Raw genomic sequence first — 13753 nt, forward strand, 5'->3', positions numbered from 1 at the left:
CCCGGCGTTCCCGAACCGGTGAGCGAGGCAATCACACGACAGGGGTGCGGAGTTGGACGGCAACGTCACGGAGACGGAAGACTGCGGCATCAGGGGCCTCCTGTTGCTCGGCTGGATTCGACACCCACGAGCTGTGCGGGAGGCCCCCCTCTCATGCCCTGCCGACCAGAAGATCACCCGACCGAGTCGGCAGACTCGAACTCACGATCACCAAGACCGATAGAGCAACGGCTAGTCAGGCCAGTGCCGCGATGACCTGCGGGAGTGGTCGACAGGGTTCCCCGTTGTGACTCCCGAGCTTGCCGACGTGGCACTGCGGGCTGTGGAGCGGGCCCATTCCGCGGGCAGTCACTTGTGGGAGCTGTGGACCGAAAGCGGCAAGTACCGTGAGGTCGGGCAGTCGCTCGCGCCGGTGCGGGCAAGCCTGCGTGAGGCGGCTATCCAGGTTCAACCCGATGCGCTGTTTTGATCGGTAGCCGCGTCTGGGTGTCTGCCTGAACCCTTGCGGGCGTGATCAACAGTGGTGGGTGGCGATGCCCGCGCTTTCGGGGGCGGCCGTAGGAGAGCGGGAGAAGCGAGGCCGCCTGGGGCCGGGGCGGCGGCAGTACGAAGGGGCCCCTGGTGTCGGCGTCGCCCCGGCGGGCAGACCCTCGTGCTGAGCCGCGAAGACCTTGAGGCGCTGCCGATGCCTGACAGCAGGGAGATCCGCTGCGCCGCCGCCCCTGAGCACGGGACGGCGGCGCAGCGGGAACTGTAGCTTCGGGTTACGGGGTGTAGCTGACCCAGCCCTTAGTGACGGTGGTGTTCGGCGGGCAGTACAGGAGGACGTTCATGAAGTCGGTGTGCGGGCCGTTGCTCCGCGAGGAGCCGTCCGAGCAGTTGACGTTCACCCACCATTTGGTGGTGCCCCAGGCCGAGCACGAAATACCGTAGTACCACTGGCCGTTGAGGAATCCGATGGTCGGGGTGCTGCAGTTGAGGCCCTCGACCCGGGTCGGCGACGTCGACTGCGCCTGTGCGGCCGGGGCCGCGACGACGCCGGCCGCCGCGAACCCGGCCAGCAGACAGCCTGCGATTCCGAGCCTCTTACTCCTGGTGTTCCTGCGCACGATGGTTTCCGCCCTCGTTGTCGGTGGTGACAGTGCCGCTGTGACCCGCGGCCGGGACGTGCCACGGCGAATATAGGGAGGGACTGTGAAGCTCCGCATATGACAGTGGGAAAGTCGCCATGGCAGCCGCACGCTGCCGCTTCACCCGTGCCGAACTGCACGGTGTGCCACGCGGGGTGTACCGGGTCGCATGGGTCACGGAAGCCACACCCGACCGAGCGCTCATCGGCCGAAATCCGCCGTTCCCCCCTTGTATGGGCCCGCTGTCGGACCCACCCTGATGGCGATCCTTGAAAACGGCGGTGGCACACATTTCGTGACGATCACTGCCCCAGCAAGACGTGCCTACGAGCTGGACGACGCCCGGAGCCGGCCCGCGAACGGCGAGGACGGCGTCCACCTGGCGGGGTGGGCGGAGCGCGTCGGGCTGCTCATGCTGGGCAACGGTCCGCCCCGCGCCGGCGCGGACGGGGCCCGGCGGCCCGACCCGCGGGCCGATGAGATCGACGCGGGCATCGCCGCCGCGCTCGCCAGCGGTGACGCGGACGGGTTCTTCCCGGACATGGACCCGGACCTCGCTCGTGAGATCGGGGTCTCGGGCCCGTTCGCCCTGGCAGCTCCTCGACGGGGCCGACCGGGACCTGACCACCCACCGCCTCCTGTACGCCGAGACCGTGGACAGCGTCGGCTGCTTCGTGGCGACCTGGTCACCCTGAAGCGCCGACCTCGGTAACCACTCAGCTTCGGGTACGAGTCGCCACGGCGGCAGCCGTTGCCCGGTGACCCGATCCGTGACGACGAGGACCTACGGCATACCAGGGCCCAACGGGCCAGAGCCCCCCGCTGAAACCAGGTTCCCGCGAGTCTCCCGGAGACCCCCAGCCGAACGACCACGGGCTGACACGCGGCTGCGCATTCTCACGGTCCGGCCGGTCCGTGGCGCCGGGGGCGGTTCCGATGCGCACCGCCCCCGGCGCCACCCCGGCTCAGGCCGGGCGGACGGCACCCACGTACGGCATCACGCTGATCGGGAGGACCTCGACGTTCTTGCCCTTGCGCGGAGCGTGGATCATCTTGCCGTCGCCGATGTAGAGGCCTACGTGGTGGATGTCGTCGTAGAAGAAGACGAGGTCACCGGGCTGGAGGTCTCCCCGGGCGATGTGCGGGCCGGACTTCCACTGGTCCTGGGATATCCGGGGGAGCTTGACGCCGGCCGCGCGGTAGGCGGCGCCGGTGAGGCCGGAGCAGTCGAAGGTGTTCGGTCCGGTGGAGCTCCATTCGTAGGGCTTGCCGAGTTGGGCGGTGGCGAACTTGATGACGTCGGCGGCGCGGCCGCTCGCGCTCGCCGGGGCGGGTCCGGCAGTAGTTCCGGCAGCGGTTCCCGCAGCCGAGCCCGTCGCGGGTGCCGCGGCAGCGCCCGGCGCAGGACGCTCGGCGGAGCGCGAGGCGCGGTCGGCCGCGGCGGCCTGCTGGGCGGCGGCCTTGGCCTTCTCCGCGCTCTCCTGGGCGTTGATCCTGGCCCGGTCGGCGGCGCTGAGCTTGTTGAGTAGTGCCTCGGCCTGGGCGAGCTTGGCCTGGATCTGCTTCTTCTCCTCGTCCAGCGACGCGCCCGCGGCGTCGAGTTGGGCGAGCATGGCGGTGGCCTCGGCGCGGTCCTGGTCGAGCCGGCGCTGCGCGTCGCTGGCCTGCTTGAGCAGGGCGGCCTGGCTGTCGGCGACCTGGTTCTGCACCGCCGCGCGCTCAAGGTAGCCGGCCGGGTCGGAGTCGAGCATCAGCTGGACGCCCGGGTCGATGCCGTTGGTGCGGTACTGCTCGCCGGCCACCGCGCCGAGCGAGGTGCGCAGTTCGTTGAGCGCGTGCTGGCCGCGGGCGATCTTGTCCTGGATGCGGTTGGCGTCGCCCTGGAGCGACTGCCGCTTCTCCTGGAAGCCGTTGTAGCGCTCGATGGCCTGCTCGGCCTCCTTGTTGAGGTTGTCCACCTGCTCCTTGACGGAGGCGAGGGTGGGCGTCGGCTCGGCGTGGGCGGTCCCGGCGGCGAGCACCGCGCCGCCGACCACGGCCGTGGTGAGGACGGCGAGGCGGGCCCGGCTCGGGAGGCTGGGTTTGCGGTGGTTTCCCATGGCGGTGGGCTCCTTCGTGGGACGGGACGTCGAGAGCGACGGCGAGCACGGGGAGGCTCTGTCGGGGGCAACGGACAGGACTGGGTGACGCCGGGGAAAGCCGGGCAACGCGGGCACGGCACAGTCGTGTGGACACGGCCAGGCGGGCGAGCGTGTGCGGGGGATGTCAGCCTCAGCGCTTTCTTCGAAGTAGCTCAAACAGGTGGGTCCTGCCTCCACGGCCGTTCCCTCTCCACCTCTTGGAACGGGGGATGACGCCACTTCGGTTCGATGGAGGCCGTTGTTCTCGTCCGATGGCGGGCGATGCCCGCCGACTTCCCCGCGTGGGACCGCGTCTACGCGTTCTTCCGACGCTGGCGGGACAAGGGCCTGGTCGGCGAGTTCCACGACCGGCTGCGCGACCTGGTCCGCGAGGACACCGACCGCGACCGGGAGCCGACCGCGGGCATCATCGACGCGCAGTCGGTGAAGGGCGCCGCGTCGGTGCCGGCCTCCACTCGGGGCTTCGACGGCGGCAAGTCAACGGCCGCAAACGCCATATCGTGGTGGACACCCTCGGGCTGCTGCTGACCGTGCTGGTCACCGCGGCATCCGTCACCGACCGCGACGCGGGGCAGACGCTGCTGGCCCGGCTCCGGATGCGGCACTGGCGCATCGCGCTGGTGTGGGCCGACGGCGGTTACACCGGCCGCCTGGTCGACTTCGCCCGCGACGTCCTTCGGACCGCGCTGACGGTGGTCAAACGCAGCGACGACACCACGGGCTTTGTCGTCCTGCCGAAGAGGTGGCTGGTGGAGCGAACGTTCGCGTGGCTGATGCGTTCACGCCGCCTCGCCCGCGACTACGAGGCCCGCACCGACAGTGCCGAGGCGATGATCTGGTGGTCGATGAGCATGGTCATGAGCCGGCGCCTCGCCCGGCGGCCGTGCTGAACATCCCCGGCTTCTCTTCGGTCAGCCAGCCCCGCGCGGCCAGGCGCTTCGCCTTCGACCGCACCCCCTCCACCTTCGCGGCAATCGCCTCCAGCCCGAGCGCCGCCGCGAGTTGCCGGCAGTCCATCGCCCCGGCGTCCGACCCGCTCCCACTGGCCAGGACGTCCACGATCCGCTGATAGTCCGGTGCCAGCACGTCGGCATCGAGTCCGTCCCGCCAGTGCGGCACCACGGAACCGGGCACCGCCGCCGTGTTCCGCGCCGGCCGTTCGTCGGCCACCTCGACAGGTGGATTCCTCTCGCCTCGGCGAGGTTCCATCAGGACCTCGGCCACCGTTTCACGGGCGATCACGAACCGCTCCCACGCGGCCTCCGCCTCCCGCAGTTCGGCCTGAAGGGCCTCAACCCGCTGCCGGGCAGCGCGTTCGCGTTCTTCCAACAGCCCCATCACCGAGGGCATCCGGAACCTCCACTGCAGAGACGACACGACACCCCGTCCCTGCCGCCGAAACACCGACCCCATGCCTGACCAGCGGAAACGCACCCGTCACTCTCGGAAAGACAACGGCTTCTGTGGGCAGGTGAGGACATCCAGGCTGTGTCCCTCCCTCGTCAGCTCGAGTGGAGAGCGCTCGCCTGTGACGGTGTCAGGGACCGCCGCCGGGAGACCAGCAGGTGATCTTGAGCCATGCCTCGATCCGAACATTCGGCCATGCCGGAACGGAAGATTTCAAGTCCAGTGAGACGGTGGTGACGTTATGAGGTGGCTCGGGTTCGCGGCGCTTGTCCGCGGCTCGGCCAGATCCCCGGGCAGCGGTGACGGGACGCCAGGAGCCCGCTTCGGGGCGGCCGCCGGGTGTCCGGTGGCCGCCCCCCTCTCGACCTCTTCGACCGGCGGAAGGAGGAGAAGTGCACCTCGTGTGGTTTGCGCTCACCGCGCTCGCGGGTGGCTGCCTGGCCTGGGTGGCGGCGTGGCGCTGGTAGCGGCGCCTGCTGACCGCCGAGCAGAACAGCCGGGCCCGGGAACCGGTTCACCGCGGCCCGCGGAGCGCGGCCTGTGGCAGGCCTGGTCCGAGCAGGTGCATACCGTGCTGGACGAGCCCGGGCGGAACTGGCCGCCGCCCCGCCCCCGGCCCGGTCCCAGCCCCGGTCCCGGCCGTTCCGTGCCCGCCCCGCCCCTCCACCGCCTGGTCGCCGTCCTGGCTGCCGCTGACCGGCCTCGCCTCGCCGCCCTGGCCCGGTCCGCTGCGCCTGGCGGAGCTGTCGCGTGGGTTGTCGCGCCGGGTGCTGTCGCGTGTGATGACGTGCACGGACGGCCGTTTCCCCGTGTCCGGCCGGGGCGCGACAGCATCCCCGCGACAGGCCGCTGCGCCGAGCCCCGGCCGCCGGCCCCCGCCCCTGCCCGGCGCCGGGCCGCTCGTTGGGCCGCTGCCATCCGTGATGGTCATTTGGCTCTATGGCCAGGGCCGGACCGCTCTCACCGGTGATAGCGGTCCGGTCCGGCCTGCCCCGCTCGCTCGGCCGGTCAGGCTGTTCCGGTGCTACGGGCGGTTCCGGAGAGTCGTGTGGGGAACGGTGTGGCCGCCGAATCCGGGTGGATCGGGCGGTGGGACGAAGTCGTCGCCCGGGTGAAGTTCCTCGCCGCTGGTGAGAAACAGGCCGCTGGGGTAGAACCGGCTCATGCGGACGACGGCCGCGCCCACTCCGCCCAGAACGAAGACGGCGACCAGGTCCCACCCGATGCCCAGCACTGCGCACAGCAGTGCCGTGCCGATGTCCAAGGCGAGCAGCCCCGTGGCGGTGACGGCGACGACGAGCGCTTCGCGCCGGTGGTGCCGTTGTGCCCCAGGGACGGTGGGGGGTGCGCGTTCCCAGGTCCGGCGCGCTCCGGTAAGGGTGTCGATCAGCGCCTTGACGTAGACGGCCCCGAGGAACAGGTCGTAGAGGATCTCCGGCACGAGCGGGGCCGCGAGCAGGAGGGAACGCCAACCCCCTCGTTTGACAGACCAGACGCGTTCGAGGGCGGCCACGCCCGTGATGGCGATCCACCACAACAGCCAGCCCGGGAAACCGCGGGTGAGCACGGTATAGAGCAGGACGGTCAGGTAGAAGGGGAGGAAGGCGACGCTGAGGTGCATCAGCAGTTGTTTGACGAGATAAGACGCGGTCGTGCTGGTGAGGCCGTACGCCCGCAGGTTTTCCAGGGCGCCCCGCTGCCAGCGAAGGCGTTGGTAGAACAGCCGGGTCCAAGTCGGCATGACCTCGGTGCCCACGATGCATGTCCGCGGGGACACGCAGCGGTATCCCAGGTGCTTGAGGGCCAAGGTCAGCTCGTTGTCCTCGGTCATCGCCTCGACGTCGTAGACGCCCTTTCCCTCGGGCAGCAGGCCGTCCGCGCGCGCCTGCTGCACGGCGCGCAGGGCTGTGACGGAGAAGAGGCTGGCCGTGCCGGTGAGGACGTCGGCGCGGCCCTTGCGCCGTTGGAGTTCGCGAGCGTAACGCACGTACTCGTTGTTCTGCAGGTGCTCGATGACGCCCTTGACCGGATGGCCGTAGAAGATGCCACCGACGCCGCCGATGGGGGGCGCATCGTCCTCCTGGTAGCGCAGACGGCGGGCGGCGACGGCAACGAAGCGCGGCGATAACAAGGTGTCCGCATCCATGATCAACAAAGCGTCGTTGTCGCTCAGGGTGGGCAGGAGGTCGGCCAGGACCTGGTTCAGCGCACCCGCCTTGGCCTCGTCGTTGCAAACCGTCTCGAAAACCCGGGCGCCCTCGGCTGCGCTGACGGCGGCCGTGCCGTCGGTGCACCGGTCCGCGACCACGATCACCTCACGCACGGGTCTGCTCTGCGCGGCCAGTGAACGGACCGTGTGCGCGATCAGCCCCTCCTCGTTGTGTGCGGGCACCAGGGCGAGGATTCTTCCCGGGCCGACATCCTGGGGGGCGAGCCGGTTCGCCTCGGCCGGGCCGAAGGCAGGCCCTTCTCTCCGACGCTGCGCTTCCGCCGCGAAGGCCGGTCCCCACCCGGATCTCAGCCGGTTGAGTAGATTTCCCATGGCACCGGGCTTCTTTCCTGCGACAGCCCCGACCGGCCCGGGCACGCAAGACGCCCCCCAGTGAATTGAGGGCGGGCAACCCGTATCCGTGGCAACTCCGTTGTGTGCCAGGTGTGTGGCCGGTGGGGCTGCTGGACCATGCTGGATGATTCCACCGTCGCATGCCCGAGGCCCACGGGCCACACGGCCCGGCCCAGGCCGCGCGCCCATTCTGACAACACTCTTTCTCCCTGCCCTTTTGCTTTTGGGTTGTGGTTGTTGTGGTCGGCGGTCTGGGCGCGTTCGTTCGTTCGTGGGTTTCGAACGGACACTCCCGGGCCGCAGTGGCCCTGAGCTTTGCCCCGCGACGTGGACACCCTGACACTTGGATCTTGTAGATCCAGGAAGGGAAGTCCAGGTGGGACGTCCGTCGAAGTACTCGGACGAGATCCGTCGTGATGCCGTCGCGCTGTGCCGGGCCTCGGAGGGCCGGCACACGTTCGCGGCGGTCGCGAAGGAGATCGGGGTCAACCACGAGACCCTGCGGAACTGGGTGCGCGCCGCCGATGCCGAGTCGGCGTCGACCGGGCAGGCGCTGAACGCCGACGAGCGGGCCGAGCTCGCCCGCCTGCGCAAGGCCGAGCGCGAGTGGCAGGTCGAGAAGGAGATCCTGCGCCGGGCAGCGGCCTGGTCGCCTCGGTGGACGGGATGCGCTTCGTCGTGTCGGTGCCGTCGGTGTACGCGCGGCCGAACCCAAGATTCTTCGGGCGCCGGGGCGGCGCGACGTGGCTCAACATGATCAATGACCAGGCGGCCTGGCTCGGCGGCAAGGTGGTGGCGGGCACCCCGCGCGACTCGCTGTACGTCCTGGACATGCTCTACGACCGCGACGGCGGACGCCGGCCGGAGATGATCGTCACCGACACGGCGAGCTACAGCGACATCGTGTTCGGTCTGCTCACCCTGGCCGGCTTCACGTACGCGCCGCAGCTGGCAGATCTGCCGGACCAGAAGATGTGGCGTGTCGACCGCGCGGCCGACTACGGCGCCTTCCAGGACGCGGCCCGCGGCCGGGGCGACCTGGTGCGGATCGAGCGGCACTGGGAGGACATCCTGCGGATCATGGCCTCCGGGGAGGATCGGAACGGAGTAGCGGGAGTGATCAACCGGTGGTGAGCTGTCTCGGGATGCGGCCGGAGGCGCGGAGTTCTTCCTGCCGGTCGGGGATGTGCTTGCAGAGGGTGCCGGGGCTGACGCCGAGGAGCTTGGCGATCGAGGTGATCGAGTTCTCCGGATTGGGCAGCATGTCGCGGGCGGCCCGGATGATCTCGGCGGTGGCGACGGTGGGCCGCCCGCCGAACCGGCCGCGGGCGCGGGCTCGGGCGGCGTCCAGGCCCTCGCGGGTGCCGGAGACGATCGGCTCGCGGATGAACTCCGCGAGCGCCGCGACTTCGTGGAAGACGAGCCGGCCGCCGGGCGTGGTGGTGTCCAAGCGCTGGTGCAGCGAACAGAAGCCGACCTCGCGGCGTCGGAGGTCGCCGACCATGTTCACCAGGTCCTTGAGGGATCGGCCGTAGCGGTCGAGCGCTGGCACCACCAGGGTGTCGCCGGACTGCAGGCAGGCGTGGCACGCCTTGGGCTCCGGGCGCAGGTCGTCCTTGCCGGAATTCTTGTCCGCGAAGATGCGCCGGCACCCCGCCGCGGCGAGGGCGTCGATCCGGCGGTCGAGCTTCTGGCCGCCGGTGGACACCCGGGCGTACCCGATGAGGATCTCGGTCTGGTGCGCGGGTTCGGCGACCAGGAGGTCGACGGCGTCGGACTCCAGGGGCGTACTCACGCCCGGATTCTGTCAGAAGTGGTGTTCCCGAGTTGTTGAACTTCCCTGGTTTGTTGAAGTCCGGCGGAAGTCGTTGGCGCTCTCGCCCGAAGGCTTCAGTGTCGGCGGCGGTTGAGCACCCCGATGAGAGTGGCAAGGTCGGCGGCGCCCGCCGGGTCATCCGCGTATCGGGTGGTCTGGAGTAGGCCGACCTCAGGAAGGACGATGTCCTCCCGGGCCAGGATGTGGACCAAGGTCAGCAGGGCAGCGCGGGCGTTGCCATCGGTGAAGGGGTGGAAGAACGCTACGTCGAGGTATGCGCGGGCCGCGCGTGCGGCCAGCGGGATGTCTGGGCCGGTCGTCTCGCGCAGGCAGAAAGCAAAGTCGGCCTGGGTACGCGGGGTCAGTCCGTAGCGCTCGCGGCCGGCCTTCGCGTAGGCGTCGTTCACGCGGAACGGTGCCTCTGCCTCGCCGAAGACCTCGCGCTGCCAGCCGGCCAGCAGGGCGAAGTTCAACGGGGCGCGGCATGCGGCATCGGCTCGGGCCAGGGCGTGTGCGGCGAGCAGACGCTCGGCGCGAATCGGGTCGCGCCGGCGCACCGGCCCCTCGCACCAGGACCGGAACCCATCGCGGTCGGGCGGGACCCGCTGTAGGGCCGGTGCGCGTTGCCAGTCGGCCTCACGGCGCACGCACAGCCAGACCGAGAGGCTGTCAGTAGCGGTCATGGAGATCCTCCAGCGCCGCCCTCTCACGGTGGTCCCGGTACGGGGCGTGGCCGGTGAGGCCGGCGGCCAGGTCCTCACCGACGGATTCGATCAGCGTCCGTTCCGGGGTGACCCAGCTCTTGAACCGGCCGCCGATCGCGCTCTCCACCGCTCGCGCGGCGTCGGCTCGGTCCATGCCGGTGCTGGTGAGGAACCAGCCCAGGACTATCGAGGCCTGGCCGTACCAGCCGCCCTCCGCGCCCGAGTCCAGCGTGTGGGTCACGAGCCGGACGCAGGCCCGCTCCAGGTGGAAGCTGCGATCTTCGGGTGAGGCGTCCGGCGGCGGTGCCAGTTCGGCGAAGCGCTGGGCCGTTCGCTCCAACCACTCCCGCCACTCCAACAGCGCGGATACGACGCGTTCTGCGGTCTCGTCGGGGGTCGTCACCGAGCCTGCCCCGCTGACCCAGCTACCGATGGGCCCGCCGTCGCGGTAGCACCAGCTCCATCCCCAGGCCCAGGTGCCGTATCTCTCCCGGATGATCGCGTCCACCTGACTTTCACACCAGCGTTCGCCCTGCCACCAGCCGGCCATACCGGAGAGCACGGGTGGCACCCACTCGCGGACCAGCGAGTGAAGGTGGGCTTCCTCGTCCTCGTCCCAGGCGAACGAGTGGCGGGCAGGGTCGAACTCATCCCAGTTCCGAATGCCCTCGTAGGTGATGGGGGCACACGGTTCTCGGGGAAGGGCAGGGTGTCACGGTTGTACGTCAGCGCTGGCCACTCTTCCTGTCCGATGTGATCGACCCATCAGTCTCGGCTCAAAGCCCCTGGGACCGCGAACGGTTATTCGGACCGCACCCCGTGCGGCCATCCGTGCAGAACCCACAGCCCGCTCTCATCGTCACCGACCGATGGTTCGCGCAGCGGCCGGCGCCCAGCCTCGGCCGGGCGGAAGAACGCGTACCGGCCGAGGAAGTTGATGTGGTCGAACTGGAGCGGCGAGAGGCGAGAGGCGGGCAAGGAGGTCGTCGGTGACGGGGAAGCCGTCGGCGGCGAGCTGTTTGGCCGCCCGGTCGAGGTAGAGGCTGTTCCACAGGACCACGGCGTTGAGGGCCAGGCCGAGCGCGCCGAGCTTGTCCTCAACGCCCTCGCAGTAGTTCTGCCGCAGCTCGCCGCGCTGGCCGAAGAAGATCCGCCGGGCGAGGCGGTGGCGGGCCTCGGTGATGTTCAGCTGCTTGCCGATCATGCGGCGGTAGCCGTCGTCAGAGACGAACTGCAGCAGGTGCAGGGTCTTGAAGATCCGCCCGTAGTGGGCGAAGGCGTCGCCCAGGCCGGTCGGGCGCCCGTCCCGGCACAGCATGCGGATCAGGTCGTGACCGCGGACCTCAGCAAGCGTCAGGGACCCGGCTACGCGCAGCATGTCGCCCCAGTGCGCACGGATGCGATCCAGACGCACCGTGTGCCGGGAGACCTCCTGCAGCGGGCCGTAGTCGGCGCTCGCGTGGGTGCGCCACAGGCGGGCGTCGGAGATGTCGGCAATCCGCGGGGAGAACTGGTAGCCGCAGATCGCGAACAGGCCGAACACGATGTCGTAGGAGGCGGTGTCAGTCACGACGGTCTCCGGCTTCGGCCCGCCGTAGCGGCCCAGCAGCGCGTCCAGGATGAACAGCGAGTCGCGCAGCATGCCGGGCACCACCACCCCGGCCAGACCCATGACCTGGTCGTTGACGACGTTCAGCCAGGTGGCGCCCTTCTTGCGCAGCCCGAAGTACAGGGGGCTGTAGCCCGCGTGCAGGGTCTGCACCGGCACAGTGAAGCGAACCCGTCCGCAACCATCCGGGCGCGGGTGAGTGCCGGCACGTTCGGCTTGGCGACCGGGGTCAGGCCGACCTTGCAGGGCTCCGCGAGCAGCAGCACGCACACGCTGACCTCGAAGTCGTCCATATGCGCATCGGCGCCGGAGATGTGGGTGAACGCTGTCGTCATGCCGGTCAGCTCGGCGACCTCCAGCAGAAGCTCGGGGAAGTCGCCCTTCGGCAGCATGCTGTTGGCCAGCTGCCGGAAGGCCGGCATCAGGTTCGGCTCGGGGGCGGGGCCGAGTCGGTCCAGCTGCAGCTTGCCGTCCTTCACGCTCACCGCGCTGTTCGTCGGCAGCCCGGCGACGACCTGGTGGTACGCGCCGTGCAGGGCCGAGGCGAGTTCGGCCAGGTGCCCGGCCGGCTCCGTTTCCAGCCCGAGTGCGGTCAACACGGTCGGCTCGGCGCCCTCCCAACGGTCGCCCGCCAGCAGTTGACCCGCGGGTCGCCCCACCGGTCCCCGTGCCTGGCGAACACGTCCTGGCGGCGAAGCGCCCGGTGCAGGTGCTCCAGCGCGCAGAACGAGTACGCCGCCTTCTCCACGCATCCCGGCGCGACATCTGGGTTGGCGAACACCAGGCGCCGCCACGAGCCGGTCACCAGCACCTGCTCCACCTCGGAGGCGGCGACCTTGCGCCGCCCGACCAGGTGCGGCAGCTGCTTGAGCGCCCTCACCACCGGCGCCTCGGCCTCCACCGCGCCGAAGTCCACGGTCTCCACCAGCAGCCGGATGAAGCCACGCACCGTGCCGTACCGGGAGGCCAGTGCGGCCCGCCACTCCGCGTCCTCGTCCCCATCGCCTTCCGGCACGCACTCGGCGATCGTCGCCAGGGCCTCGGCGAGCTTGGCGCGCGGCATCACCTTCTCGATCGCCTCCCAGGCGTCCAGCACCGACACCGCCTCGCCGTCCACGGTGGCGGGCGCGGTGTCCAGCAGCACCTCCACCGCCTTGGCCACCCGCCCGGCAGCCGTCTTCAGCTCCGGCAGTGACTTGAGCTTCTCCTCCCGCCCGATCCTCTCGGCCCTCGCCAGCAGTCGACTGCCCATCAGGACGTCGAGCAGGTCAAGGGCGTCGTCCACCGAGGCGGTCTCCAGGTGCCGCACCGTGGCCAGCATCGTCGCGGTCTTCCGGGTTTCCTCCAGATCCCGCAGGGTAGGCGCCTTCGAGCCCAGCCCGTACCGGGCCAGCGCCCGCCATCCGCGCAGGCGGAACCCGCCGGTCTCCACCAGGCCGGCCCCGAGCGCCCGCACCTCCCGGGCCCGGTCCAGGGCCTCGCGCATCGCCGTTCCCGACACCCGCACCGGTCCGGGTCCGCAGCCGCTCCAGCTCCGAGACCCGCTTCCCGGAAGGCGCCTTCAGCAGTTCGCGCATCGCCTGCCGCAGTGCGCCCGGCACCGCCTCGTCCAGCGTCCGGTACAGCTCGGCCATCTCATGGGCCCGCGTCTCGGCCACCAGCCGGGTCAGTGTCGTGATTCCTGGCAGCAGCACCCGGTTGTCCACCAGCCGCACCACCGCCCGGTCGAACAGCGCCCGCGGCCCTTCGACCGATGCCCACACCCGCGCCGCCAGGAAGGCGCAACACCTCCTGCTCGGCCTCGCCTGGTGAGCTGGCTGGACCGGCAGCGCTACCTCAAGGGCGCCGGCCTGCTCGCCCCGGTGAGGGTCAATGAGCTGGACCAGCTGGCCATGATCTGGGACAAGCACGCCCACTGGGAGCGCGGCTTCGCCTACGCCCGCGCCTGGGCCGGCCTGCACGGGCACCTGGCCGTCCCGGCCGCCGAGAAGCCGACGGCCACGGCGTCGGCGCCTGGATGGGCCGCCAGCGGAACAACGCGAAGCTGACGGCCGAGCAGGACGCGAAGCTGACCGCGCTGGACGCGATGTGGCGGATCGCAGCCGGGCGTTGTCTCCACCGCGGTCACCATCACCGAGCGCAGGCCCTGGTAACGGGTGAGTAGTCCCCACATCTCCTGGTTGAGGCCCACCGGGTCCTTCGAACGTAGAACTCGGCCTTTGAGCAGGGTGTGACGTAGCGCCAGGTAGGTGATCTCGATCTGTCGGGTAGGTGGGGGGGCGCCCCCCCCCCCCCCCCCCCCCCCAACCCCCCCCGGGCCCCCCCCGGCCCCCCCGGCCCACAGGGCCCCGAGGGGGACCGGGCGGCCCCCGTGGGGGGGTGC

The 13753-nt window shown here is 70.5% G+C and carries 14 protein-coding genes and 4 pseudogenes; 7 read left to right on the forward strand and 11 right to left on the reverse strand.

The features are described from left to right. Positions 1 to 253: 253 nt before the first annotated feature. Positions 254 to 469, forward strand: a pseudogene (locus ACIBH3_RS35025) (hypothetical protein); the annotation flags it as partial. A 295-nt stretch (positions 470 to 764) separates the two neighbouring features. On the opposite strand, the gene ACIBH3_RS35030 reads toward ACIBH3_RS35025, so the two are convergent. Further along, positions 765 to 1109 (reverse strand): hypothetical protein, encoded by a 345-nt coding sequence (locus ACIBH3_RS35030; RefSeq protein ID WP_396316171.1) that lies wholly within the window; start codon positions 1107 to 1109, stop codon positions 765 to 767. 316 nt (positions 1110 to 1425) lie between these two features. Between ACIBH3_RS35030 and ACIBH3_RS35035 the strand changes: the two genes are divergently transcribed. Next, entirely contained in the window at positions 1426 to 1842 is a 417-nt protein-coding gene (locus ACIBH3_RS35035; RefSeq protein ID WP_396316172.1) for a hypothetical protein, read from the forward strand. Between the two features lie 253 nt (positions 1843 to 2095). On the opposite strand, the gene ACIBH3_RS35040 is transcribed toward ACIBH3_RS35035, so the two are convergent. After that, positions 2096 to 3229: an NlpC/P60 family protein gene (locus ACIBH3_RS35040; RefSeq protein WP_396316173.1), complete on the reverse strand. Its 1134-nt coding sequence runs from the start codon at positions 3227 to 3229 to the stop codon at positions 2096 to 2098. 270 nt (positions 3230 to 3499) lie between these two features. On the opposite strand from ACIBH3_RS35040, the gene ACIBH3_RS35045 reads away from it, so the two are divergent. Further along, on the forward strand, positions 3500 to 3799 hold the full coding sequence (locus ACIBH3_RS35045; RefSeq protein WP_396316174.1) for a hypothetical protein: 300 nt from the start codon (positions 3500 to 3502) through the stop codon (positions 3797 to 3799). Beyond that, complete coding sequence (locus ACIBH3_RS35050) at positions 3772 to 4161, forward strand: transposase (RefSeq protein ID WP_396316175.1); 390 nt, start codon at positions 3772 to 3774, stop codon at positions 4159 to 4161. Before ACIBH3_RS35045 ends, ACIBH3_RS35050 begins: the two co-directional genes overlap by 28 nt. On the opposite strand, the gene ACIBH3_RS35055 is transcribed toward ACIBH3_RS35050, so the two are convergent. Further along, positions 4127 to 4621: a hypothetical protein gene (locus ACIBH3_RS35055; RefSeq protein WP_396316176.1), complete on the reverse strand. Its 495-nt coding sequence runs from the start codon at positions 4619 to 4621 to the stop codon at positions 4127 to 4129. The two genes, ACIBH3_RS35050 and ACIBH3_RS35055, sit on opposite strands and share 35 nt — an antisense overlap. 1081 nt (positions 4622 to 5702) lie before the next feature. After that, on the reverse strand, positions 5703 to 7220 hold the full coding sequence (locus tag ACIBH3_RS35060) for a glycosyltransferase (RefSeq protein WP_396316177.1): 1518 nt from the start codon (positions 7218 to 7220) through the stop codon (positions 5703 to 5705). A gap of 397 nt (positions 7221 to 7617) precedes the next feature. Between ACIBH3_RS35060 and ACIBH3_RS35065 the strand changes: the two are divergent. Together ACIBH3_RS35065 and ACIBH3_RS35070 are read left to right on the forward strand one after the other, a co-directional pair. Then, positions 7618 to 7824 (forward strand): annotated as a pseudogene (locus ACIBH3_RS35065) (transposase); the annotation flags it as partial. Positions 7825 to 7877: 53 nt separating this feature from the next. After that, positions 7878 to 8330: pseudogene (locus tag ACIBH3_RS35070) on the forward strand (Tn3 family transposase); the annotation flags it as partial. Positions 8331 to 8361: 31 nt separating this feature from the next. Here the strand turns inward: ACIBH3_RS35070 and ACIBH3_RS35075 are convergent. From ACIBH3_RS35075 to ACIBH3_RS35105, 7 genes and pseudogenes are all read right to left on the reverse strand, one after another. Continuing rightward, a complete protein-coding gene (locus tag ACIBH3_RS35075; protein WP_396316178.1) occupies positions 8362 to 9036 on the reverse strand; it encodes a recombinase family protein in 675 nt (224 codons plus the stop codon). A 95-nt stretch (positions 9037 to 9131) separates the two neighbouring features. Next, the gene (locus ACIBH3_RS35080) at positions 9132 to 9740 is read right to left on the reverse strand and encodes a Fic family protein (RefSeq protein ID WP_396316179.1); all 609 of its coding nucleotides are present in this window, start codon (positions 9738 to 9740) and stop codon (positions 9132 to 9134) included. Further along, on the reverse strand, positions 9727 to 10269 hold the full coding sequence (locus ACIBH3_RS35085; protein WP_396316180.1) for a hypothetical protein: 543 nt from the start codon (positions 10267 to 10269) through the stop codon (positions 9727 to 9729). Before ACIBH3_RS35085 ends, ACIBH3_RS35080 begins: the two co-directional genes overlap by 14 nt. Before the next feature lie 351 nt (positions 10270 to 10620). After that, a complete protein-coding gene (locus ACIBH3_RS35090) occupies positions 10621 to 11523 on the reverse strand; it encodes a Tn3 family transposase (protein ID WP_396316181.1) in 903 nt (300 codons plus the stop codon). Continuing rightward, positions 11454 to 11969: a Tn3 family transposase gene (locus ACIBH3_RS35095; protein ID WP_396316182.1), complete on the reverse strand. Its 516-nt coding sequence runs from the start codon at positions 11967 to 11969 to the stop codon at positions 11454 to 11456. Before ACIBH3_RS35095 ends, ACIBH3_RS35090 begins: the two co-directional genes overlap by 70 nt. After that, positions 11963 to 12856, reverse strand: coding sequence for a hypothetical protein (locus tag ACIBH3_RS35100; RefSeq protein WP_396316183.1), 894 nt, complete (start codon positions 12854 to 12856; stop codon positions 11963 to 11965). Before ACIBH3_RS35100 ends, ACIBH3_RS35095 begins: the two co-directional genes overlap by 7 nt. Before the next feature lie 223 nt (positions 12857 to 13079). Further along, positions 13080 to 13256: pseudogene (locus tag ACIBH3_RS35105) on the reverse strand (hypothetical protein); the annotation flags it as partial. Here ACIBH3_RS35105 and ACIBH3_RS35110 point away from each other — a divergent pair. Continuing rightward, positions 13179 to 13418, forward strand: coding sequence for a helicase associated domain-containing protein (locus ACIBH3_RS35110; RefSeq protein WP_396316184.1), 240 nt, complete (start codon positions 13179 to 13181; stop codon positions 13416 to 13418). The pseudogene ACIBH3_RS35105 and the gene ACIBH3_RS35110 sit on opposite strands and share 78 nt — an antisense overlap. Positions 13419 to 13753 lie beyond the last annotated feature (335 nt).

It is taken from the genome of Kitasatospora sp. NPDC050543 (assembly GCF_044457565.1).
Lineage (GTDB): Bacteria > Actinomycetota > Actinomycetes > Streptomycetales > Streptomycetaceae > Kitasatospora.